The sequence below is a fragment of the Pseudomonas sp. C8002 genome (assembly GCF_013385765.1).
Taxonomy (GTDB): Bacteria; Pseudomonadota; Gammaproteobacteria; order Pseudomonadales; family Pseudomonadaceae; genus Aquipseudomonas.
Genome location: NZ_JACAPJ010000038.1, coordinates 1 through 21,978, shown reverse-complemented (window position 1 = coordinate 21,978; position 21,978 = coordinate 1). Strand labels below are relative to the sequence as shown.

Here is a 21,978-nt window from a genome sequence, read left to right as displayed (position 1 = left end):
AGAATCAATCACGCCACACGGGCATGCCATGTTCGTCAATTGTCCAGTGCGGGTGGCGCGGTCGCAGGCAGACGCCACCCACCCAGCGTTCTTCCGTTGCATGATCCGGCCAGTAGGCTGCGCCGTTCAGAACCTGGCGACCCAGCGCAGTCAGCGCCAACACCCGCTGCGGCCATGGCAACTGGGCCCCGGACTCGATCAACAGGGGATTCTCGCCATCGATCAACGGCCGCATCAGCGCATGAAACATCATTTCTCCCAGGTACGGCAGCGGTTCACGCTTGCCCATCAGCTCGGCGAACACCCGGCCAAACGGCACCGGCCCGGCTTCATCCACGTATTGCAGGGACAGGCGCTCGGTCAGGGACAAACCGTCCTGCACACCTGGTAACTCCTGCAACTGTCGGCGCAATGCCGGGGCCAGGAAGGGCAGGGAGGTGGAGCTACTCCGGGCCAGTTCCGCCAGCTTGATCGGCGAGCTGGCGCAATACGCCAGCCAGGCCTGTCGCGCCAGTTGCAGCATGTCCTCGTCGACCTGTCGGCGCTGCGGCCACAACCACGCCAATACTTCAGGCGCCAGTTGGCCGATGCCGATAAAACGCTGCACGCCGGGGATACGATCGACTTCGATCAACTCCAGTTTTTCAGGCAGATGCTCAAGCCCAGCCAGCGCGCGAATCAGGAACAACTGATCGTACGCATCCGCCTCACACCACAACACGCTGTGGCCGGCGCTGCCCAGTTGTTCAAGATGGTGATATTCGTCCGCATGCCGGCGCGCCACTTCGGTCTCATCCATGGCAAACACCTGGCTGATATAGCGGCTGCGAACGGCCTGGTATTGCTCGGCAGGCAGGTCCTGCACCGGGCCCATGCACAATGGGTCAATCAGCATCCGGAAGCGGCCCTTGAACCCCGCCACGCCCAGGCTGTGGGCGATATCGTTGCCGCAGCGCCAGTGGGTGGTGCGGGCTTCATCGCTGGCGTCGAAACCTGGATGGCGGGCGGCAAAATCCACCGCATCGACGTGGGCCTTGAGCTTGGGCCAGCTGGGAAAACCGAGTTCCTTGGCGATCGACCATTGGGCATCGGATAAGGTCGGGGTTGCGGCGGCATCGGCGCTTTTCAGGCGCTGCAAAAGTTCCTTGGCGCGCTTGCGTTGCTGCTCAAGGTTGATACGGCCGTTAGTGGACGAGAATGATTGCGACATACGATCTCCTTGTACAAACCTTGTCCGCTTTAAGGTTGGGAGTCGTAGAAATGTGATATTCAGTCAAGGTCTTGGGCGCAGCCCTTTCCGCGGATGGTGGCGTAGATGGCGCCAGGCGGGAAATATAGGCAGTGCAATGATTGATTGCAAGCCGCCCGGTGGATAGCGCCGGGGTTTTGCACGGGAGACGTTCATGAAAGTTGGTGTGATTTCCGATACCCACGGCTTGCTCCGTGCCGAGGCCCTGGCGGCCCTGGAAGGGTGCGAGCAGATTGTTCACGCCGGGGACATCGGTAGCCCGGAGATCCTTGAGTTGCTGGCCTCGATTGCGCCATTGCATGTGGTGCGCGGCAATAACGACCTCGACGCCGCGTGGGCAGAGCATTTGGCTGACCGGCTGGATTTTGACTTGAACGGCTGGCGGGCGTTGCTGGTGCATGACATTGCCGATGTGCCGAAGGAGCTTGATCCGGGCATCCGGCTGGTGATCACTGGCCACTCTCACAAACCATTGATCGAGTGGCACGGCGAGCGGCTGTTTCTCAACCCTGGCAGTGCAGGGCGGCGACGTTTCAAGTTGCCGGTGACCCTGGCGTTGCTTGAGGTGCGCGAGAAATCCATCAAGCCGCGCCTGGTGTCGCTGGAACCCAAGCGCTGAAGAACGCTGAGGCGAGGGGGCTTGTTGTGGTGAGGGAGCTGCTGTGGTGAGGGAGCTTGCTCCCGCTGGGCTGCGCAGCAGCCCCAAGAAATTAACGGTGTTTTTTCAGGTGTATCGCAGTGGCTTTATTGGGGCCGCTTCGCCGCCCAGCGGGAGCAAGCTCCCTCGCCACGGGGGACGTGCCCTGTCTTACCATTTGCGTCTGAATCAGGAACAAGGATCATCAACGCCATGAGCGTATTAGTCGAAACCCGGGCGCTCACGCGGATGGACGAGCGCCGCCAGCTGCAACTGCTGCAGCCCACGAACTTCCAGTTGCACCGCGCCGACCGCATCTCCATCACCGGCTCGTCCGGCTCCGGCAAAAGTGTATTCCTTCGGGCACTCGCCTTGCTCGACGCGCCGACCTCAGGGGATATCCTCTGGAACGGGAAGGTCATCGCCAACGCGCAAGTCCCGCAGTATCGCAGCCGCATCAGCTACCTCTCCCAACGCCCGGCGCTGATCGAAGGCACGGTGGAAGACAACTTGCGTTTCCCCTACAGCCTCAAGGCCTTGCATCACCTGAGTTTCGACCCGCAGGCGGTCAAGGCGCTGCTGGCCCACGCGGGCAAGGAATCGGGTTTTCTGGCAAAAAATGCCGGGGATTTATCCGGTGGTGAGTCCCAGGTGGTGTCACTGATCCGTACCCTGCAACTCAATCCCGATGTGCTGTTGCTGGACGAACCTACCGCCGCTCTCGACCCGGCATCGTCCGGGGAGGTCGAGGCGTTGATCAGTGCCTGGGCCGAAGCGGATAGCGCTCACGCCTATATCTGGGTGTCCCACGACCTTGAGCAGGCGCAACGCATGAGCACCACCCATTTGCATATGGACGCCGGCGTGCTGACGGGGGCCGTGCAGCCATGAATTATCACGACCTCACAGCACTGGACATGGCCATCGCCGCCTCGCTGATCCTGATCAACGGTGCGCTGTCGCTGTTGTTGCGGCTGGGGCTGGAGCGTCAGCTGTTCTGGGCGGCTGTGCGCACGGTGGTGCAGTTGTTGGCGATCGGTTACCTGCTGGGCTGGGTCTTTGAATTTGCCTACTGGTATGTGGTGCTGCCGCTGATGTGCCTGATGACTCTGATCGCCGGGCTCTCGGCTGCCGGGCGTGGGAAGCGGACCTATGCGGGGCAGCGGGCCGACAGTATTGTGTCGGTGTGGGGCAGTTCCTGGTTGGTGACGGCTGTTGGCCTGTTCGCGATTATCCGGATTCACCCGTGGTACGAGCCGCAGTATGCGATTCCGATCCTTGGGATGATTCTGGGTAATACGCTTACCGGGGTGTCTCTGGGGATTGAGCGTATGACTCAGGAGCTGACCTCCGGTCGCAATACCATCGAGATGATTCTGGCCCTCGGTGGTTCACGCTGGGAGGCGGCGCAGGATGCGATTCGCCAGGCTGTGCGGGCCGGGATGATTCCGACGCTGAACCAGATGACGGTGGTGGGGATTGTGAGCTTGCCGGGGATGATGACTGGCCAGGTGCTGGCCGGGGAAAGTCCGGTGGACGCGGTGCGTTATCAGATTGTGATTATGTTTTTGATCGCTGCGTCGTCGGCGTTGGGCACGGTAGGTGCAGTGTTGCTGACCTACCGTCGACTGTTTTCAGCCAGCCATCGATTCCTGCGGTTCAGGCTCGAAGAGCGGGTGTAGCGCAGGCACCATCGGATCCCCAAAATGCACCGCAACCCTGTGGGAGCTGTCGAGATCCGGTTCAATCACCCACACCAAAATCCAGCAACACCTTCATCGCCTGGCTCTTGTCCGCCGCCAGTTCAAACGCCTGCACCGCCTCGCTGAACGGCACGGTGTGGGAGATCACCGGACGCACATCAATCACCTGGCGATTGAGCAAATCCACCGCCTGGGCAAACTCCGAATGGAAGCGGAAGGTGCCCCGCAAGTCGATCTCCCTGCTCACCAGCATATTCAACGGCAGCGAGACCTCGCCACCCAGACCTACCGTCACCAGCACGCTGCGCGGGGCCATGCACTCCAGGCCGTTGCGCAGGGCCTGGGCACTGCCGGAGACTTCGAACATCACGTCGAAGTAGCCTTTTTCGGCGGTATACCGCTTCAACGCGTCGGCGTCTTCCGCCAGGTTATGAGTACGGCTGGCGCCCATTTTTTCGGCGCAGGCCAAGGGCCCGGCGGCCAGGTCCACCGCAACAATTTCCCCCGCGCCCGCTGCCCGCAGGCTGCCGATCAACAGGTTGCCGATGGGCCCGCACCCGGTGACCAATACCCGTTTGCCGAACACCACCCCGGCACGCTGGATGGCATGCAAACCCACAGACAACGGTTCAGCCATTGCACCCTCGGCAAGGCTCACATGATCGGCCAACGGGTGCGCCTGGTGCGTTTCGATCACCAGGCTTTGTTGAAACGCACCCTGCACGTGAGGGAAGGGCATCGCGCTGCCGTAGAAACGCATGTTCAGGCAATGGTTCGGCAGCCCTTGATGGCAATAACGGCAACGCCCGCAAGGCCGCGACGGCGAGACCGACAAGCGTTGGCCAATCTTGAACGGCCCGTCTTCACGGCCTACCGCCTCGATCACCGCCGATACTTCGTGGCCGAGCACCATCGGCTCGCGCAACCGCACGGTGCCGAAGCCGCCGTGCTGGTAGTAATGCAGGTCCGAGCCGCAGATCCCGCCCCGGGCAATGCGCACCCGCAGTTGGTCGGGCGTCAGTGCCTGGGGTTCGGTTTGCGGTTCTACCCGCAGGTCTTTCGAGGCATGGCAGACAATCGCGTGCATGAAATTCTCCAGGTTACAGCGAGGCGGTGATGCCACCGTCCACGTACAGGATATGACCGTTGACGAAACTTGCCGCGTCGCTGGCAAGGAATACCGCAGCGCCCGCCAGTTCGGCGACGTCACCCCAGCGCCGGCTCGGTGTGCGCTGCACCAGCCAGTCGCTGAATTCGGGGTTGGCCACCAGGTTGGCGTTCAGTTCGGTCTTGAAATAGCCGGGGCCGATGCCATTCACCGTCAGCCCGTGGGGGCCCCAGTCGATGGCCATGCCTTTGGTGAGCATTTTCAGCGCGCCTTTGCTGGCGGCATACGGGGCGATGCCCGGGCGCCCCAGTTCGCTTTGCACCGAGCAGATATTGATGATGCGCCCCCGCTTGCGCGGGATCATCGCCCGGGCCACGGCCTGGCCGACCAGGAAGGCGCTGTCCAGGTTGGTGCTCATCAACTCGCGCCAGTGGGTTTCGCTGTAGTCCTCCAGCGGCCCGCGACGTTGCATGCCCGCGTTGTTGACGAGGATGTCCAGCGGGCCCAGGCGCTCTTCGATCTCCGCCACGGCGGCCAACACCGCCGCGCCGTCGGTGACATCGAACGCCTGGGTATGCACCTCCAGGCCTTCCGCCGCCAGCAACGCGGCACTGTCACGCAAGGTGCTGCGGTTGCGCCCGTTGAGCACTACCCGTGCGCCAGCCTGGGCCAGGCCACGGGCGATGGCCAGGCCGATGCCGGCGCTGGAGCCGGTGATCAAGGCCAGGCGGCCGTCGAGGCGGAAACTGTCTAAAACACGCTGCATGGGGCGATCTCCGAAGACTGAGACAGGTGATCAACACTATCAATCCGAGTGCGGGGCGCCGCTCTCATTGTTATACGTCAAACCCTGTCATATCGTGCATCACGGGCTTTACTTCAGCGCAGCCCGGGCCCGGCGTCCAATTTTCATTTGTGATGGGGTGATCAATAATCGTGATAACCGGAGCCAACCTGATGGAACTCAAGCACCTGCGCGCCTTTGTCGTGCTCGCCCAGGAACTGCATTTCGGCCGGGCGGCCGCGCAGTTGTCGATCGTGCAACCGGCGCTGAGCATGCAGATCAAACTGCTCGAAAGCGGCCTGGGCGTGCGCCTGCTCGACCGCAACCGGCACTCGGTCACACTGACGGAAGCCGGGCGGGTGTTTCTGCCGGAAGCCCGCGCCACCCTGCACCAGGCTGCCCGCGCCGCCGATGCCGCCCGGGCTTCGAACCGCGGGGAGATCGGCCGGGTGCGCCTGGGATTTGTCTCGTCGGTATTGCCGCAATTGCTGCCCGGGTTGATTCGTGCGGTGCACCAGCGCTACCCGCGAATTGAACTGGAGCTCAAGGACATGCCCGGCCCGGATCAGGCGGCTGCGTTGAAAAACGGCCAGCTGGATTTCGGCCTGATGCGTTTGCCGGCGGCCTATCCCGGCGTGCAGACCCTTGAGGTGCTGCAGGAAAGCTTCGTGGTCGCCTTGCCCGGCGAGCATCCGTTGGCGACCCAGGAAACCATTCAGCCGACGGACTTGCTCAAGGTGCCGGTGTTCATCCTGGCCCGGCGTTATGCACCGGGTTTCTACGATGAATTCGTGCAGGCGATGGGCGTGCCGCTGGAGATCGCCTCCGAACTCGGCGAGTTCACCACCATGCTGGCGCTGGTCTCGGCCGGGCTGGGTGTGGGTGTGTTGCCGCTGCAGGCGGCCCGGGCGCTGCCGGCCAATTGCGTGTCCAGGCACCTGGCGTTGGGGGCGTTCCGGGCCAGGACCGGCCTGGCGTGGACCGAGCTCGACAGCCCGGTGAAAACCACCCTGTTCAACCTGATCGACGAGTTGTTTGGCGATTGATTGTTTCATCCGGTGAAATGCTGGATTGTAAAAACTGGCTATTCTGCTGCGTGCCGTAGCGGTGGAACATAAGCGTTATCGACCCGATCACCGGGTCGAGTCCCTGGCACATCGCGGAGCCCGTCATGATCAAACTGTACCGTTACCCCTTGTCTGGCCATTCCCACCGGGTTGAGTTGATGCTGTCGCTGCTGGGCGTGCCCGCTGAGCGGGTGCACGTCGATCTGAAGCAAGGCGCGCACAAAACCCCTGAGTTCCTGGCCACCCTCAACAGCTTCGGCCAGGTGCCGGTGATCGATGATAACGGTGTGGTGCTGGCGGACTCCAACGCGATCCTGGTGTACCTCGCCGGCCAATATGGCACCGCCCAGTGGCTGCCGACCGAGCCTTTGGCCCAGGCCCGTGTGCAGCGTTGGCTCTCGGCTGCGGCAGGGCCGCTGCACACCGGGCCGGCTGCGGCGCGATTGATCACTGTGTTCGGTGCCGCGCTGGATGCCGAGGCGACCATCAGCCGCTCCCACGCATTCCTCAAAGTGGTAGAGCACCAGTTGGAGCAGAGCCGTTTTCTCACCGGTGACCTGCCGACGATTGCCGATATCGCGCACTACACCTACATCGCCCATGCGCCGGAGGGGAATGTCGCGCTGGACGACTATCCGCAGGTTCGCGCCTGGCTGGGCAGTATCGAGGCGCTGCCGGGTTTTATCGGTATGCAACGCACGGCTGTGGGCTTGGCCAAGGCTTGAAGATTTTTGTGGCGAGGGAGCTTGCTCCCGCTGGACCGGGTTGGCGCGCCAGTGCGCAGCGCTCCCAGGATTTTGGGGCCGCTACGCAGCCCGGCGGGAGCAAGCTCCCTCGCCACCACAGCTGCGAAGCCACTGGGCTGGTGTACTCCATTCGATTAAGGGGACTCATGGACCGTTTCCAGGAAATGCAGATTTTCCTCGCCGTCGCCGAAGAACAGGGCTTTGCCGCGGCGGCCCGGCGCCTGAATATCTCGCCCCCCAGCGTGACCCGCGCGATTGCCGCGATGGAGGCGCGTATTGGCACCCAGTTGCTTTCGCGCACCACCCGCAGCCTGCACCTGAGCGAGGCCGGCCAGCGTTACCTGGACGATTGCCGGCGCATCCTCGCGGAGTTGACTGAGGCCGAAGAAGCGGCAGCAGGCAGCTTCTCGATCCCGTGGGGGCACCTGACGGTCACCGCGCCGGTGTTGTTCGGCGAGTTGTTCGTCGCGCCAATCCTGGGGGAGTACCTGGACCTGTTTGCCCAGGTCAGCATCAACGCCTTGCTGGTGGACCGTGTGGTCAACATGACCGATGAAGGCGTCGATGTGGCCGTGCGCATCGGGCATTTGCAGGAACCCGGCCAGCAGGCGATCAAGGTCGGCGAGGTGCGTCGCGTAGTGTGCGCGGCGCCGGCTTACCTTGAGCGGCACCGGCCACTGCACCCCGGGCAACTGCGTGAGGCGAAGATTGTCACGTCGTCTTCCAGCCAGTTGGTCAGCGAATGGCAGTTCAGGGAAGGCGGCCAGCCGTTGAGCGTGGCCGTTGAGCCGCGCCTGGTAGTCACCGCCAACAACGCGGCGATCAACCTCGCGCGCCTGGGCTGGGGCGTCACACGGGTGTTGTCTTATCAGGTGGCCAGCGATGTGCGTGCAGGCGCACTGGAGATCATCCTGCAAGACTTCGAACCGCCGGCCTTGCCGATCCATGTGGTGTTCCAGAACAACGCCCGGGTACCGGCGAAGGTCAACACGTTCGTGGATTTTCTGGTCAGCCGGCTGGGGCAGGATGCTGCGCTCAACCCATCGATGCAGCGGCCGGCCTGATGGACCGTTATCGCGACATGCAGATCTTCCAGGCGCTGTCCCGGCAGCCGAGCCTGGCCGCGGCAGCCCGCTGCCTGGGCATCTCGGGACCCACTGTGATCCGCGCGATTGACCGGCTGGAGGTGCGCTTGCGCGTGCCATTGGTACAGCGCAGCACCCGGGGCATTCGCCTCACCGAAGCCGGGGCGACGTTCATGGCCGACTGTTCGCGGATCCTTGACGGCGTGAGCGCCGCCGAAGCGTCTGCCCAGGGTGCGCACGCGCAGGCCGAGGGAAACCTGCGGGTGTTTTTTCCGTTGCTGTTCAGCCGTTATGTGATGGCGCCGCTGTTGGCCGGCTACCTGGAGCGCTATCCCGGAGTCCGCCTGTTTGCCCATTACCACGATCATTATCCGAACCTGAATGAAGACGGCCTGGACGTGGCAGTCCTGGTGGGAGAACTGCCCGGTTCATCCCTGATTGCCCGGCCCGTGGGCCATGTGCGCAACATCGTCTGCGCCAGCCCCGGCTATCTGCAAAGCCATGGCGAACCGATGCAACCGGAGGCGCTCAAGGAGCATCGGCTGGTCGCCAGCCAGGCGTATTCGAATTGGGTGCAGTGGGATTTCCAGGGCGCCAGCATCAAGGCCCGGGCGCGTCTCGGTTGCACCACGGTGCAGGGCGCGATCAATGCGGCGGTGCAGGGCGCAGGGTTGATCCGGTGCTTGAGCTACCCGGTGCACGAGCACCTGGCGAGCGGGCAACTGTGTCGAGTATTGCAGGCCCATGAACCGCCGCCGCTGCCGGTGCATGTGGTCTACCGCGAAGGGCGCAACGCTTCGATGCGGGTGCGCAGTTTTGTCGATTTCAGCGTGGCGGCATTGCGTGAACATCCGGCGTTTCATTCACCGAGGGCTTGATCATGAATCACCAGGACGCGTCCCCCGTTTCGCCATGGCATGCCGGCGAGCGGCAGTTGCAGCAAAGTGCCGGCGTGGCCGGGCGCATGGAGGTGATCGGCGCGAAGGTGATACGGGATCACTTGCCGGAGCAGCATCGGGCTTTTTATGAGTTGTTGCCCTATCTGGTGGTGGGGGCCGTGGATGAGCAGGGGCTGCCCTGGGCCACGCTGCTGGAGGGCACGCCGGGGTTTGCGTATTCGCCGGACCCCTACAGCTTGCGTATCGACAGCCTGCCTGCGGAGAGTGACCCCGCCGGGAGCGGGCTGAAACAAGGCGCGTCGGTCGGGCTGTTGGGCATTGACCTGAATACGCGGCGGCGTAATCGCATGAACGGGGTTATCGGGGCTGCCGGCGTCGACGGTTTTACCGTGGCGGTGGTGCACACGTTTGGAAATTGCCCGAAGTACATCCAGTTGCGTGCGGTGGATCCGGGTGCCCGGGGGCAGCGCGCTGCGGGAGGTATTGTGCGGCGCGCGAACTCGCTCGATGACGCTGACCGGGCGCTGATTCGCAGCGCTGATACGTTTTTCGTCGCCAGCTATGTGGACCTGGAAGGAGATGCGGCCAAGCGTTCGGTGGACGTTTCACACCGAGGCGGCAACAGTGGGTTTGTGCGGTTGGAGGGAGAGGTGCTGACGATTCCCGATTTTACCGGCAACTCGTTTTTCAACACCTTGGGCAATGTGCAGGTCAACCCGGTTGCGGGCTTGCTGTTTGTGGATTTTGCTACGGGTGATGTGTTGCAGGTGGCCGGGCGGGCCGAGGTGATTCTTGAAGGAGATGAAGTGGCCACGTTCGAGGGGGCTGAGCGGTTGTGGAAGGTGACCGTGGAACACGTGGTCCGAAGGGATGCGGCGCTGGCGCTGCGTTGGCAGTTCGAGGGGTTTTCTCCCTACAGCCTGGCGTTGGGGCCGTGGAAAGCCTGAGTGGGGGGCTGCACCCCTCGCGCAGTTGAGCTTTAACTCAGCCGCACGAGGGGGAGTGTATAGGCGGGCCTAGCGAGGCCGGCCGATAGGTCTGTCGAGTTTGTCACATCGGATGGGTACGCAGGCCGTGCCAGGCCCAGCGCCTGCTTCTGGTTTTCCAGGCCGGTGCCACGCCTCTTTCCAGCCATTACTGCATTCAGCATGTCTGCTCCTTGACTCGATTGCATTGATTCATGGCGATAATTTATTCCGCGAGGATCTCGCGATAACGTTTCTGGTAATCGTCGTAAGACGTGCTTTCCTGCATCAACTGCTCAAGCTTTTTCTTCTTGTAGGCTGCTTTGTCGAGTGCGGGTGGTGCATTGGAACTGGCCGCTGGTGGTGTGCTTGCCCGGTATACCGGATTGGGAAAGAGTTGATCGGTCAGCTCGATGATTTTGTTCTGCGCATCGATAAACTTGTCGAGGCGACCACCGCCCCACGACGCGTCGTATTCCGCCTGGCCGACCTGACGGCCCTGTTCATACACACGGATATCGGCGTAGTACATGTACAGCGCCATGTCCCATGTCCACTTGCCAATGTAGGTCGTCGACAGCGTGCATACAGAGGGTGGACTGCCGGCTGCCACCTCGCGTGTCTGGAAACCTTTGCTCCTCAGCTGTGCCGTGTAGGTGGTATTGAATCCGGCACGCAGGCCTTCGGCAGGAATCAGGCAAATTTCCGGTGGCTGATCGTTGGACAGGGTGGCCGGGGCGACGGTTTGCTTGATGCTGCAACCCGTGATGGTGAGGGTCATAGCGATCAGTATCGGAGCGAGGGGTATGCGCATAGCGGCCTCCATGTCATCAATAGTGGCTGGATGATAGCACTGCTTTCCCTCCTTATCTCGTAAGGACTATTCGTGCCTCTGCGGCAAATCTGAATTGCGCTGTACCCTGTGTTTGGTGCGGCCTGCGGGCGCAATACTGCAGCGGTTTTTGCCTGCCCGATAAAGGGCTGTCCCGAGGTTTCCCAATGAATGCACCAAGCCGCCTTGCGCTGCTGATCACCGCCACGGCTGCCCTCAGCGCCTGTGGCGATTCCTCCAAACTGCCGTTTCAGGCCGGTGTGGGGCCAAGCCCGCAACTGCCCGAACCCACTGCATCACTGATCCCGACACTCAAGGTTTCCAAGGCTGTCGGCTGGCCCGGTAATGCCCAGCCAACGGCGCCCGATGGGTTCACGGTAACGGCGTTGGCCGCGGACCTTGACCATCCGCGCTGGGTGTACACCTTGCCCAATGGCGACGTGCTGGTAGCCGAGAGTAACCATCCGCCCATGCCTGAAGGTGCCACGGACGGCGGCACGGGTTTGCTCGCCTGGGCGCGTCGTACCGCGATGGGGTTTGTGATGGGGCGGGTCGGTGCCGATACGCCGAGCGCCGACCGGATCACGCTGCTGCGGGACGCCGACGGTGATGGGCGTGCCGAGGTGAAGAGTGAGTTTCTCGGTGGGCTGGCGTCGCCGTTTGGCATTGCGTTGGTGGGGGATGAGTTGTATATCGGCAATGCCGATGCGGTGGTCAAGGTGCCTTATGTTCGGGGCCAGACTCACATCGATGCCGTGCCGGTGAAGGTCACTGATCTGCCGGCCGGGATCAATCATCACTGGACCAAAAACGTCCTGGCCAATCCTGAGGGTACCAAGCTTTATGTGACCGTCGGGTCCAACAGCAATGTGGGTGAGAATGGGCTTGAGGCCGAGGAAGGGCGTGCTGCGATCTGGGAGTTGGATCTTGCCAGTGGGCAGAAGCGTCTGTTCGCCAGTGGGTTGCGCAATCCCAATGGGCTGGCGTGGAAACCCGGCTCTACGCAGTTGTGGACGGTGGTCAACGAGCGCGACGAGATCGGCAGCGATCTGGTGCCGGATTACCTGACGTCGGTGCGGGACGGCGCGTTCTACGGTTGGCCGTGGAGTTATTACGGGGCTCACGTTGACAGCCGGGTGCAGCCGCCGCGTCCGGACAAGGTCGCCCAGGCGATTGCACCGGACTACGCGCTGGGGACTCACGTTGCGCCGTTGGGCCTGACTTTTTCCGATGCGCGGGGGATGCCAGCGGTGTTTGCCGATGGGGTGTTTGTGGGGGAGCATGGATCCTGGAACCGTAATCCGCAGGCGGGGTACAAGGTGGTGTTTATTCCGTTCCGGGACGGAAAGCCGTCGGGTGTGCCTGTTGATTTCCTGACTGGGTTTTTAAATGGTGATGGAGAGGCTCAGGGGCGCCCGGTGGGTGTAGCGTTGGACGGGCAGGGCGCGTTGCTGGTGGCGGATGATGTGGGGAACAAGGTGTGGCGGGTGGCACGGGTAAGACCTTAGGGTTTTGCTCTTACAGCGGCTCACGGTCCACTGTAGGAGCTGGCTTGCCGGCGATGGCATCAACTGGGTGTACCTGATGCACCGAGGTGTCTGCATCGCCGGCAAGCCAGCTCCTACAGCAAAGCGGCTTTGCTTTTGCTTTTAACACTCAGGTCGGCTTTCAGGCCGCCGTGCTCTTGCTTTTGCTTACTTTGGGGCTTTTCCAAAGTGAGCCGCTGTAAGAGCGGAACCATAAGCCGCCGTGACCGAAGAAGCGGATATGCCCCCACCCCCACCCCCAGCAGAATCACCCTCCCACCCCCCACCCAACGCCGTATACAAATTCACCTCCGCCACCAACTGCGCCAACCGATCAACAATCAACGCCTGCTGCGAACTGAACAACGAGCGCTGCGCATCCAGAAACACCAGATTACTGTCCACCCCACTGCGATACCGGTGCTGAGCCAGGTCGTAATACGTCTGGTTGGCCCGAACAAAATCCCGCTGCGCCGCCAGTTGCTCGTTATACGTTTGCCGCGCCGCCAGCCCGTCCGAGACTTCCTGGAACGCGGTCTGAATCGACTTCTCATACTGCGCGACATAAATGTTCTTCTGAATCTTCGCGTAATCCAGGCTGGCCCGCAGGCTGCCCGCGTTGAAGATCGGCAGATTGATCTGCGGCTGGAACCCCCAACTCCCCGAGCCCCCCTGGAACAATCCCGACAGATCCTTACTCGAGGTGCCCGCGTTGGCCGTCAGCGTAACCGAAGGAAAAAACGCCGCCCGCGCCGCGCCAATATTCGCGTTGGCCGCCTGAAGCTGATACTCGGCCTGCACAATATCCGGCCGCCGTTGCAGCAGGTCCGACGGCAACCCGGCCGGCACCCGGGCTACCAGGTCGTCGGACAGCGGCTGTGCCGGCAAAGAATCCGGCACCGGCCCACCCACCAGCAACGCCAGGCTGTTGAGGTCCTGGGCCACCTGCCGCTGGTAGCGCGCAATGCTTGCCCGGGTACTTTCGACGCTGGTCTGGGCCTGGATCACATCAATCGACGTCGCCTTGCCCGCCGTTTTACTGCGCGACGTCAGACGCAGGCTGTGCTCGTCCGAGGCCAGCGTCTGCCGGGCCAGGGCCAGCAGTTCCTGGTCGGCGCGCCAGGTCAGGTAAGCGTTGGCGACGTTGGCCACCAGGCTCAGTTGCGCGCTGCGCCGAGCTTCTTCAGTGGCCAGGTATTGCAGCATCGCCTGCTCACTGAGGCTGCGTACACGGCCGAAAAAATCCAGCTCGTAGGCGCTGACGCCCAATGTCGCCGAATAGGTAGAGGTGATCGCAGACTTGCCGGTGGTAGTGGCGCGCCGCGGGACTTTCTGGCGGTTTTCGGCACCCGTGGCAGACACCGCCGGGAACAGGTCGGCACGCTGGATGCGGTACTGCGCCTGGAACGCTTCGACATTCAGCGCCGCCACCCGCAGGTCACGGTTATTCACCAGGGCCTGGCCAATCAACTGCCGCATCACCGGGTCACGGAACAACTGTTGCCAGTCAGGCCCGGCGGCCGATGGCCCCACCCGGTCCGCGTTATACACCGGGAAGTGCGCCGGGGTCGGTGCCTCGGGCCGCTGATAGTCCGGGATCAACGAACACCCGCCAAGCACACACGCCACGCCGAGCATCAGTTTTTTCATCACGCGCCAACCATCCATTTGGCCAGGCCATGCCGGCCACTCACGCCCAGTTTGGCCGCCGCGCGCTTGAGGTAGGTTTCGATGGAGCTGTTTTTCACGCTGAGTTTCTCGGCCATCTGCGGTACGGTTCCGCCGGTCAACAACCCCAGGCAAACCTCCTGTTCCCGCGCCGATAAGGTGATGTCACTGAGTGACAGGCGTTTATAGAATTCGCGCTGCAATTGCGACTGCTCCAACGGAGTTTTAGAGGGCTCGGGCGCTACCGGCGGGGCCTGTCGATTGATCTGCGCGTGGCGCTCGATCAACGGCAGCAAGGTTTCCGAAAGGCTCTTGAGAAACGACAGCTGCGCCAGGGAAAAGGCGCGTTGGGTGTGGGGCCGGTAGAACGAAATCACGCAGCGCCGATTGGCCTGGCGCGATACCAGGTTGCACTGATGGGAGGTGCCGCGGGTGTGGGTGCTGTCGGCCTTGGCATTCATCTGGATCAACAGCGGGTCGTTCATGCCGAGCATTTTTTTCAGCAGCGGATGATCGTCGCGGTGATGCAGGGTGCGTGGTGGCGGCAGGTCCTGCTTCAACCCGTCGCTGCCAAGTAACTTGATATCGAGCACGCAGGCCTGGTGCTCGTCGAGGGTCCATTCACTGAGGTCCACCAAGTGAACCGGTACCAGCTTGTTGACCAGTTGCAGCATGTTCGCTGCGAAGTGTTCAGTGCCGGTGCTTGAAATCAACTCTCCCAACTCGAAATAAAAATGCGGATTTTCCATATTCCGAATACTGCTGGTCAGACTCATAGCCATCTCATCCTTGATGTCGAAAACCGTCAACGGTTGCCCTTACGTGTGCAGGCCTCCCGTTCTCCTTGAACCTGGGTCGGTGCTCGAGGCTTCATTTAGCCACGTGGATTTGTCCTACGTATGTAGCGGAAACGAGGGACACAACCTGCCATAAAAAGCGCGCCATTATTTCGTCATTTCCGACAGGGATATAGGCTGAAGCTGCAGGGTAAAAGGATTTTAGAGTTTGTTAACTAGTTGATATAAAACATATTTACTCAATTTTCTCGACATGCCCGGCTATATGGCATCGGCCAGATGTAGCCAATCTCCTACATCCATTTAATCGTTTCAGCACTGAACCATCAGCCAACCCCGGCGCGGTACCCGGGCTGTCCGGGTTTCGGGTGACATACGGCCCTCCGGGGCGATGCTTAAATCCCGTTGATTTCGCCTCAATGGGGCGTTGTGCGCCTTATCGACACCTCACATGAGAAGGATCTTATGACGTATTTCCCCCTGACCGCCGCCCAGCGGGATATCTGGCTCGACCAACTGCGCCTCGGTGACTCGCCGCTGTACAACATCGGGGGTTATATCGAACTCACGGGCACCGTGAATCCCGCATTGATCCAGCGAGCCATCGAGCACCTGGTGGCCAAGCACGACGCATTGCGTACGGTGTTGCAAGTGGCGGCCGATGGCTTGCCACGGCAGGCGTTTGCCGGGGCCATGGCGGTATCGGTGCCGCAGCATGACGTCTCGCGCCAGCCGGATCCCCGCGCGGCCGCCGAGGCCTTGTTGCAGGCGCAGATGGCGCGAACCTATGCGCTGGTCGACGAGCCGTTGTTCCGCTTCTTCCTGGTCAAGCTCGATGACCAGCATTACCGCCTCGGCACCCAGGCTCACCACCTGATTCTCGATGGCTGGGGCTTTGGCCAGATGCTGCAATCCCTTGCCGGGATCTACAGCGCCCTGGAGCAGGGCCGACAACCGGACCTGTCGGCGCCGTCCTATATCGACTTCATCGACAACGATGAACGCTATCGCGAGTCGGCCCGTTACGCCCGGGACCGCAGCTACTGGCTGGACAAATACCAGGCGCTGCCAGAGCCGCTGCTGACGCGCCGTTACCAGGCCAAGGGCGATGCGCCGAGCAACACCCTGGTAGCACCGTTTCCGGCGGCGCTGCTCAATCGCATGGCGCGGGCGGCGAACCATTACCAGGCGTCGGCGTTCCATGTGTTATTGGCGGCGATGTACCTGTACTTCAGCCGCACCGGCCAGCGCCAGGAGTGGGTGGTGGGGCTGCCGATACTCAACCGTTCCAATGCACGCTTTCGTTCGACCCTGGGGCTGTTCACCCAGGTCAGTGCCGTGCGCTTGCAGTTCAGCGACGACCTGCCTTTCAGCGCCCTGGTGCGTGGCGTGCGCGACCAGCTCCAGCAGGATTTCCGACATCAACGTTTCCCGCTGAGCGAGATGAATCGCGAGCTGGGTTTGCTGCGCGCCGACCGCGGCCAACTGTTCGACCTGTCGGTGTCCTATGAGCAGGACGACCATGAATTTCGCTACGGCCAGGCATCGGCCCGGGCGATCAAGGTGTCCAACCACCATGAGCCGTTGCCGCTGGCGATTCACTTGCGCAGCAATCGCTACCACGACACGGCGTGCCTGCACTGCGTCTACAACGAGGCGTATTTCCAGGTACACGAGGTGCAGGCCCTGGCTGATCGCCTGGTGTATGTGCTGGAGCAGGGGCTGGAAAACACCGCGTTGCCCCTGGCTGACTTCTCGCTGATAACGCCCGAGGAAACCGCGCAGTTGCAACGCTGGAACGCCACCGCCCAGGCCTATCCCGCAGCGCAAACCCTGCATGGGCGCGTCGAGGCCCAGGCCGCGGTGACCCCGCATGCGGTGGCGGCGGTGTATCAGGGGCAGCGATTGACGTATGACCAATTGAATCAACGGGCCAATGCCCTGGCGCGGCAGCTATTGGTGCTGGGGGTAAAGCCCGACGACCGTGTGGCGATCGTCGCCCGGCGCGGCCTGGAGACGCTGGTGGGCTTGCTGGGGATTCTCAAGTCCGGTGCCTGTTATGTCCCGGTGGACCCGGCCCATCCTGCCGAGCGCCTGCACTACCTGCTCGATGACAGCGCGCCGGTGGCGGTGCTGACGCAGACGGATTTGCTCGAGCGTCTACCGGTATTGAGCGTGCCGGTCATCAATCTGGATCACGCCACGGCGCAGTTGGCGCGCAACCCGCAAGTGGCGATGACACCCGCCAACCTCGCTTATGTGATCTACACCTCGGGCTCCACCGGCCTGCCCAAGGGCGTGATGGTGGAGCACCACACCGTGGCCAACCTGGTGGACTGGCATTGCCAGGCCTTCGATTTGCACGCGGGCAGCCATACCGCCAGCGTTGCCGGTTTCGGGTTTGACGCCATGGCCTGGGAGGTCTGGCCAGCGCTGTGCGTGGGCGCGACCTTGCACTTGCCGCCGGCCCACGACGGCGCCGAAGACATCGACGCGCTGCTGGCCTGGTGGCGCGCGCAACCACTGGACGTATGCTTCCTGCCCACGCCGGTGGCCGAGTATGCGTTCAGCCAGAATATCGAACACCCGACTTTGCGCACGCTGCTGATTGGTGGCGACCGCCTGCGCCAGTTCAACCAGGCGCGCAGTTTCACGGTGATCAACAACTACGGTCCCACTGAAGCCACCGTGGTTGCCACCTCGGGCCTCGTTGAGGCCGGGCAGGCGCTGCACATCGGCAAACCCATCGCGAATGCCGCGGTCTACCTGCTGGATGAGCAACAGCGGCCGGTGCCCATCGGTACTGCAGGCGAGTTGTACGTCGGCGGGAAAGGCGTGGCGCGGGGCTATTTGAACCGCCCGGACATGACCGCAGAGCGCTTCCTTGATGACCCATTCAACCCAGGCCGCATGTACCGCACCGGCGACCTGGCGCGTTGGCTGCCGGATGGGAATATTGAATATTTGGGCCGCAACGACGACCAGGTAAAAATTCGCGGCGTGCGTATCGAGCCGGGGGAAATCGAGTCCGCCCTGGCGGGTTATGAAGGGGTCACCGAAGCGGTGGTGCTGGTACGCGAGGGGCAGCTGTTGGCCTGGTTCACCGAGCACGCGCCGGTTGCGATTGAAGCGCTTCGCGCCCATCTCAAGTCACGCTTGCCGGATTACATGGTGCCGCAGGCCTACGTAAAGCTGGACGCGTTGCCCCTGACGGCCAACGGCAAACTCGACCGCAAGGCCTTGCCGGCACCCGGTGCCGATGCATTTATCAGTCGAGTCTACGAGGCCCCAGAAGGTGCTACGGAAATCGCCCTGGCGCAGATCTGGGCCGACGTGCTGCACGTCGAGCGGGTGGGGCGGCATGACCATTTCTTCGAGTTGGGCGGCCATTCGCTGTTGGCGGTCCAGTTGGTGCAGCACATGCGCCAGGTCGGGTTGCAGGCCGACGTGCAGGTGCTGTTCGGCCAGCCGACCCTGGCCGCACTGGCGGCAGCGGTCGGCCAGGGCACCGAGCTTGATGTGCCGGCCAACCGTGTTCCGGCAGGTTGCCAATTGATTACTCCGGACCTGCTGGCGCTGGCCGAACTGGACCCGCCGACGATAGAACGCATCGTCGCCGCGATCCCCGGCGGCGCCGCCAATGTGCAGGAGATCTACCCGCTGGCGCCGTTGCAGGAAGGCCTGCTGTATCACCACATCACCGACGAGCGCGATCCGTACCAGCAACACGCGATGTTCAGCTTTGCCCGCCGTGAACAGCTGGAAGCGTTCGCCCAGGCGCTGCAACAGGTGATCGACCGCCATGACATCCTGCGCACCAGCCTGGCGTGGGATGCCCTCGAACAACCGATGCAAGTGGTGTGGCGCAAGGCGATTCTGGACGTGCAACCGGTGGCCCTCCAGGGGGACTCAATTCTCGAACAACTGCGCGAACGCCAGCGGCCACTGGACTTGCGCAAGGCGCCGCTGATGGCCCTGGATTACGCCGAAGACCGGCAGAACCGCCGTTGGGTGGGCATGCTGCGTTTCCATCATCTGGTGAACGACGCCACTTCCACGCAAGTACTGATGGCGGAAATCCAGGCTCATCTGCTTGGCCAGCAACAGCAATTGCCGGCGCCGGTGCCCTATCGCAACGTGGTCGCCCAGGCCCGGTCGGCGGAACGCCAGGCCGGGCACGAAGCGTTCTTTCGCGAGCGGCTGGCGGATGTCGACGAGCCGACCCTGGCCTTCGGTTTACAGGAACGCCAGGCGGATCGCCGTGACACCGAGGAAGCCGACGTGCTGCTTCCCGACGCACTCGGCCAGTTGTTGCGCGAGCAGGCCCGCACCTTGGGTGTCAGCGCGGCGAGCCTGTTTCATCTGGCGTGGGCCCAGGTACTGGGTCGCGTCTCGGGCCGTGACGATGTGGTGTTCGGTACGGTTCTGCTGGGACGCCTGCAGGCCGGTGAGGGCGCGGACCGTGCCCTGGGCATGTTCATCAACACCTTGCCACTGCGGGTACGCCTGGCCGGGGTGACGGTGCGCGAGGCGATCAGGCAGACGCAGCAGCAACTCAGCGCCTTGCTCGCCCACGAGCAAGCGTCCCTGGCGTTGGCCCAGCGTTGCAGCGGCGTCACACCGCTGTTCAACAGCCTGCTGAATTACCGGCATGTCTCGGTCGAGGCACTCGAGGTGCTGCAGCCCGGCATCGAATTGCTGAGCAGCGAAGACATCCTCAGCTACCCACTGATGCTGACGGTGGACGACCTGGCCAGCGGTTTCCGGCTCAAGGCCAAGGCGCCCCGCAAGGTCGGTGCCCAGCGCCTGCTGGACTACCTTGGCACGGTGCTGGCGGGATTGGTGGAGACGCCCGAGGCGCCGCTGTTCGATGTGCAGGTGCTGCCCGCGACCGAACTGCAACAGCAACTGGTGGACTTCAACGCCAGCGAAACCGACTACCCCGAGGACCAGACCGTCCACGCCCTGTTCGAAGCCCATGCCCGGCACACACCTCACGCGGTGGCGGTGCAGGCCGGTGAGCAGCAACTGACTTACCGCCAGCTCAACGAGCGCGCCAACCGCCTGGCCTATCACCTGCGCGAGCGCGGCGTGCAGCCGGATTCGCGGGTGGCCTTGTGTGTCGAGCGCGGGTTGGACCTGGTGGTGGGCTTGCTGGCCATCCTCAAGGCGGGGGGCGCCTATGTACCGTTGGACCCGGGCTACCCTCGCGAGCGTCTCGCCTACATGCTGCAAGACAGCGCGCCGGTCGCCTTGCTGGTACACGGCGCGACCCGCGATTTGCCGGGGGAGGTGTCGATACCGGTGATCGACCTCGACCACGGCGCCTGGCAGCAGGCGCCTGAAGGCAACCCGCGAGTGCCGGGGCTGAGCGTACGCAACCTGGCGTACGTGATGTACACCTCCGGCTCCACCGGCACGCCCAAGGGCGTGATGATCGAGCATCGGGGCCTGGGCAACCTGATGCACTGGGGCTCGCAACTGTGCCCGAATGCCGAGGGTGGCGCGTTGTTGCAGCGGGCGCCGTTCAGTTTTGACGGTTCGGTGTGGGAGCTGTTCTGGCCGCTGACCAATGGCATGCGCCTGGTCCTGGCGCGTCCCGATGGGCACCGTGAGCCGGCGTACCTGGCGCAGGTGATTCGTGAGCAACAGGTCAGCGTGATCAAGTTTGTGCCGGCGATGTTGCAGCAGTTTCTGGAGCTGGAGGAGTCTGCGCTTTGTACCAGCCTTACCGACGTTTTATGCGGTGGCGGGGAGCTGACAGAAGCCTTGGCCCGTGGGGTTCAGGCGCGGTTGCCCAAGGTGCGCTTGCATAACGTCTACGGACCGACCGAGGCGACGGTGGACAGCAGTGCCTGGACGCTGGAGCCGGGTGCGCCGGTGCCGGGGTTGCAGTTGCCGATTGGGCGGGCCATCAGTAATACCCGGCTTTACGTATTGGATGAGCATGATCGGCCGGTGCCGCTGGGGTGCAGTGGGCAGTTGCATATCGGCGGGGTGGGCGTGGCTCGCGGGTATCTGGGGTTGGAGCAGATGACGGCGGAGCGGTTTATCGATAGCCCGTTTGTGGCGGGGGATCGGTTGTATCGCACGGGGGATCTGGTGCGGTATTTGCCGGACGGGAACCTGGAGTTTCTGGGGCGCAATGACTTTCAGGTGAAGCTGCGTGGGGTGCGGCTGGAGCTGGGGGAGGTTGAGGCGCGGTTGGCGGCGCATCCTGCATTGCGCGAGGTGGCGGCGTTGATTCGGGATGAGCGGTTGGTGGCGTATTTCACTGTTCGTGATGCGGTGCCGGGGCTTGAGGCGTTGCGCAGTTACATGGTGGAGGGGTTGCCTGAGTACATGGTGCCTTCGGCGTTTGTGCACATGGAGGCGTGGCCGCTTAATCCGGCGGGGAAGCTGGATCGCAAGGGGTTGCCGGAGCCTGGGGTGGAGGCGGTTTTGAGTCGTGCCTATGAACCGCCTCGGGGGGAGGTGGAGGCGGTGATTGCGGGGGTTTGGGCTGAGGTGTTGAAGCTGGACCGGGTGGGGCGTCAGGATCACTTTTTTGAGTTGGGAGGGCATTCGTTGTTGGCCGTGGGGGTGGTGGCGCGGATGCGTAAGGCGGGGTTGGAGGTGGATGCGCGCTCGTTGTTCAGTCAGCCGACGGTGGTGGGGTTGGCGGGGGTGGTTGGGAGGCGGGTGGAGCGGGTGGAGGTGGTGCCTGCTTTGGGGATTCCGCAGTTGGGGCGTAGACGCAGGATTTGAGTGGTGGTGTGGTGTGGTGTGCATATCCGTTTCTTCGGTAACGGCCACCTATGGTTCCGCTCTTACAGCGGCTCACTTTGGAAAAGCCCCAAAGTAAGCAAAGGGCTCTGCCCCACCACTCGGTGCCTCGCCTAGGCTCGGCATGCCCGCACTCCGGCCCGGTTC

The 21,978-nt window shown here is 62.8% G+C and carries 16 protein-coding genes; 10 read left to right on the top strand and 6 right to left on the bottom strand.

What is annotated here, in order from left to right; translation table 11 throughout:
- Nucleotides 1–4: 4 nt before the first annotated feature.
- Complete coding sequence (locus HX814_RS28895) at nucleotides 5–1,210, bottom strand: DUF1835 domain-containing protein (RefSeq protein WP_177009727.1); 1,206 nt, start codon at nucleotides 1,208–1,210, stop codon at nucleotides 5–7.
- Between the two features lie 193 nt (nucleotides 1,211–1,403).
- Between HX814_RS28895 and HX814_RS28890 the strand changes: the two genes are divergently transcribed.
- The 3 genes from HX814_RS28890 to fetB all read left to right on the top strand — a co-directional run bounded on the left by HX814_RS28890 (nucleotide 1,404) and on the right by fetB (nucleotide 3,568).
- A complete protein-coding gene (locus HX814_RS28890; protein ID WP_003208282.1) occupies nucleotides 1,404–1,868 on the top strand; it encodes a metallophosphoesterase family protein in 465 nt (154 codons plus the stop codon).
- 231 nt (nucleotides 1,869–2,099) lie between these two features.
- Nucleotides 2,100–2,777: an ATP-binding cassette domain-containing protein gene (locus HX814_RS28885; RefSeq protein WP_177009728.1), complete on the top strand. Its 678-nt coding sequence runs from the start codon at nucleotides 2,100–2,102 to the stop codon at nucleotides 2,775–2,777.
- Complete coding sequence (gene fetB, locus HX814_RS28880) at nucleotides 2,774–3,568, top strand: iron export ABC transporter permease subunit FetB (protein ID WP_003208279.1); 795 nt, start codon at nucleotides 2,774–2,776, stop codon at nucleotides 3,566–3,568. The genes HX814_RS28885 and fetB overlap by 4 nt, the downstream gene beginning before the upstream one ends.
- 61 nt (nucleotides 3,569–3,629) lie before the next feature.
- Here the strand turns inward: fetB and HX814_RS28875 are convergent, their stop codons facing one another.
- Nucleotides 3,630–4,676, bottom strand: coding sequence for an L-idonate 5-dehydrogenase (locus HX814_RS28875; protein ID WP_177009729.1), 1,047 nt, complete (start codon nucleotides 4,674–4,676; stop codon nucleotides 3,630–3,632).
- 13 nt (nucleotides 4,677–4,689) lie between these two features.
- A complete protein-coding gene (locus tag HX814_RS28870) occupies nucleotides 4,690–5,463 on the bottom strand; it encodes a glucose 1-dehydrogenase (protein WP_087692542.1) in 774 nt (257 codons plus the stop codon).
- Nucleotides 5,464–5,654: 191 nt separating this feature from the next.
- Here HX814_RS28870 and HX814_RS28865 point away from each other — a divergent pair, with 191 nt between their 5' ends.
- The 5 genes from HX814_RS28865 to HX814_RS28845 all read left to right on the top strand — a co-directional run bounded on the left by HX814_RS28865 (nucleotide 5,655) and on the right by HX814_RS28845 (nucleotide 10,225).
- On the top strand, nucleotides 5,655–6,527 hold the full coding sequence (locus HX814_RS28865) for a LysR family transcriptional regulator (protein WP_177009730.1): 873 nt from the start codon (nucleotides 5,655–5,657) through the stop codon (nucleotides 6,525–6,527).
- Between the two features lie 125 nt (nucleotides 6,528–6,652).
- Nucleotides 6,653–7,273 (top strand): glutathione S-transferase family protein, encoded by a 621-nt coding sequence (locus HX814_RS28860; RefSeq protein WP_003208271.1) that lies wholly within the window; start codon nucleotides 6,653–6,655, stop codon nucleotides 7,271–7,273.
- 167 nt (nucleotides 7,274–7,440) lie between these two features.
- Nucleotides 7,441–8,358 carry a LysR family transcriptional regulator gene (locus HX814_RS28855; RefSeq protein WP_003208270.1) on the top strand — a complete coding sequence of 306 codons (918 nt, stop codon included), beginning with the start codon at nucleotides 7,441–7,443 and terminating at the stop codon, nucleotides 8,356–8,358.
- Entirely contained in the window at nucleotides 8,358–9,257 is a 900-nt protein-coding gene (locus HX814_RS28850) for a LysR family transcriptional regulator (protein ID WP_177009731.1), read from the top strand. The genes HX814_RS28855 and HX814_RS28850 overlap by 1 nt, the downstream gene beginning before the upstream one ends.
- Before the next feature lie 2 nt (nucleotides 9,258–9,259).
- On the top strand, nucleotides 9,260–10,225 hold the full coding sequence (locus HX814_RS28845) for a pyridoxamine 5'-phosphate oxidase family protein (RefSeq protein WP_177009732.1): 966 nt from the start codon (nucleotides 9,260–9,262) through the stop codon (nucleotides 10,223–10,225).
- 244 nt (nucleotides 10,226–10,469) lie between these two features.
- On the opposite strand, the gene HX814_RS28840 is transcribed toward HX814_RS28845, so the two are convergent.
- A complete protein-coding gene (locus HX814_RS28840; RefSeq protein ID WP_003208266.1) occupies nucleotides 10,470–11,057 on the bottom strand; it encodes an Sbal_3080 family lipoprotein in 588 nt (195 codons plus the stop codon).
- 185 nt (nucleotides 11,058–11,242) lie between these two features.
- Here HX814_RS28840 and HX814_RS28835 point away from each other — a divergent pair, with 185 nt between their 5' ends.
- Complete coding sequence (locus tag HX814_RS28835) at nucleotides 11,243–12,583, top strand: sorbosone dehydrogenase family protein (protein WP_177009733.1); 1,341 nt, start codon at nucleotides 11,243–11,245, stop codon at nucleotides 12,581–12,583.
- Between the two features lie 186 nt (nucleotides 12,584–12,769).
- Here the strand turns inward: HX814_RS28835 and HX814_RS28830 are convergent, their stop codons facing one another.
- Both HX814_RS28830 and HX814_RS28825 read right to left on the bottom strand, forming a co-directional pair.
- Complete coding sequence (locus HX814_RS28830; RefSeq protein WP_256344141.1) at nucleotides 12,770–14,251, bottom strand: efflux transporter outer membrane subunit; 1,482 nt, start codon at nucleotides 14,249–14,251, stop codon at nucleotides 12,770–12,772.
- Nucleotides 14,251–15,045, bottom strand: a complete 795-nt coding sequence (locus HX814_RS28825; RefSeq protein WP_008430236.1) for a helix-turn-helix transcriptional regulator — start codon at nucleotides 15,043–15,045, stop codon at nucleotides 14,251–14,253. The genes HX814_RS28830 and HX814_RS28825 overlap by 1 nt, the downstream gene beginning before the upstream one ends.
- A gap of 486 nt (nucleotides 15,046–15,531) precedes the next feature.
- On the opposite strand from HX814_RS28825, the gene HX814_RS28820 reads away from it, so the two are divergent.
- Nucleotides 15,532–21,813, top strand: coding sequence for a non-ribosomal peptide synthetase (locus HX814_RS28820; RefSeq protein WP_177009734.1), 6,282 nt, complete (start codon nucleotides 15,532–15,534; stop codon nucleotides 21,811–21,813).
- Nucleotides 21,814–21,978: the final 165 nt, after the last annotated feature.

What these genes read in the sequence shown, in the direction of transcription:
- HX814_RS28895 (WP_177009727.1), bottom strand. Translation starts at nt 1,210, where the DNA reads ATGTCGCAATCATTCTCGTCCACTAACGGCCGTATCAACCTTGAGCAG.
- HX814_RS28890 (WP_003208282.1), top strand. Translation starts at nt 1,404, where the DNA reads ATGAAAGTTGGTGTGATTTCCGATACCCACGGCTTGCTCCGTGCCGAG.
- HX814_RS28885 (WP_177009728.1), top strand. Translation starts at nt 2,100, where the DNA reads ATGAGCGTATTAGTCGAAACCCGGGCGCTCACGCGGATGGACGAGCGC.
- fetB (WP_003208279.1), top strand. Translation starts at nt 2,774, where the DNA reads ATGAATTATCACGACCTCACAGCACTGGACATGGCCATCGCCGCCTCG.
- HX814_RS28875 (WP_177009729.1), bottom strand. Translation starts at nt 4,676, where the DNA reads ATGCACGCGATTGTCTGCCATGCCTCGAAAGACCTGCGGGTAGAACCG.
- HX814_RS28870 (WP_087692542.1), bottom strand. Translation starts at nt 5,463, where the DNA reads ATGCAGCGTGTTTTAGACAGTTTCCGCCTCGACGGCCGCCTGGCCTTG.
- HX814_RS28865 (WP_177009730.1), top strand. Translation starts at nt 5,655, where the DNA reads ATGGAACTCAAGCACCTGCGCGCCTTTGTCGTGCTCGCCCAGGAACTG.
- HX814_RS28860 (WP_003208271.1), top strand. Translation starts at nt 6,653, where the DNA reads ATGATCAAACTGTACCGTTACCCCTTGTCTGGCCATTCCCACCGGGTT.
- HX814_RS28855 (WP_003208270.1), top strand. Translation starts at nt 7,441, where the DNA reads ATGGACCGTTTCCAGGAAATGCAGATTTTCCTCGCCGTCGCCGAAGAA.
- HX814_RS28850 (WP_177009731.1), top strand. Translation starts at nt 8,358, where the DNA reads ATGGACCGTTATCGCGACATGCAGATCTTCCAGGCGCTGTCCCGGCAG.
- HX814_RS28845 (WP_177009732.1), top strand. Translation starts at nt 9,260, where the DNA reads ATGAATCACCAGGACGCGTCCCCCGTTTCGCCATGGCATGCCGGCGAG.
- HX814_RS28840 (WP_003208266.1), bottom strand. Translation starts at nt 11,057, where the DNA reads ATGCGCATACCCCTCGCTCCGATACTGATCGCTATGACCCTCACCATC.
- HX814_RS28835 (WP_177009733.1), top strand. Translation starts at nt 11,243, where the DNA reads ATGAATGCACCAAGCCGCCTTGCGCTGCTGATCACCGCCACGGCTGCC.
- HX814_RS28830 (WP_256344141.1), bottom strand. Translation starts at nt 14,251, where the DNA reads ATGAAAAAACTGATGCTCGGCGTGGCGTGTGTGCTTGGCGGGTGTTCG.
- HX814_RS28825 (WP_008430236.1), bottom strand. Translation starts at nt 15,045, where the DNA reads ATGAGTCTGACCAGCAGTATTCGGAATATGGAAAATCCGCATTTTTAT.
- HX814_RS28820 (WP_177009734.1), top strand. Translation starts at nt 15,532, where the DNA reads ATGACGTATTTCCCCCTGACCGCCGCCCAGCGGGATATCTGGCTCGAC.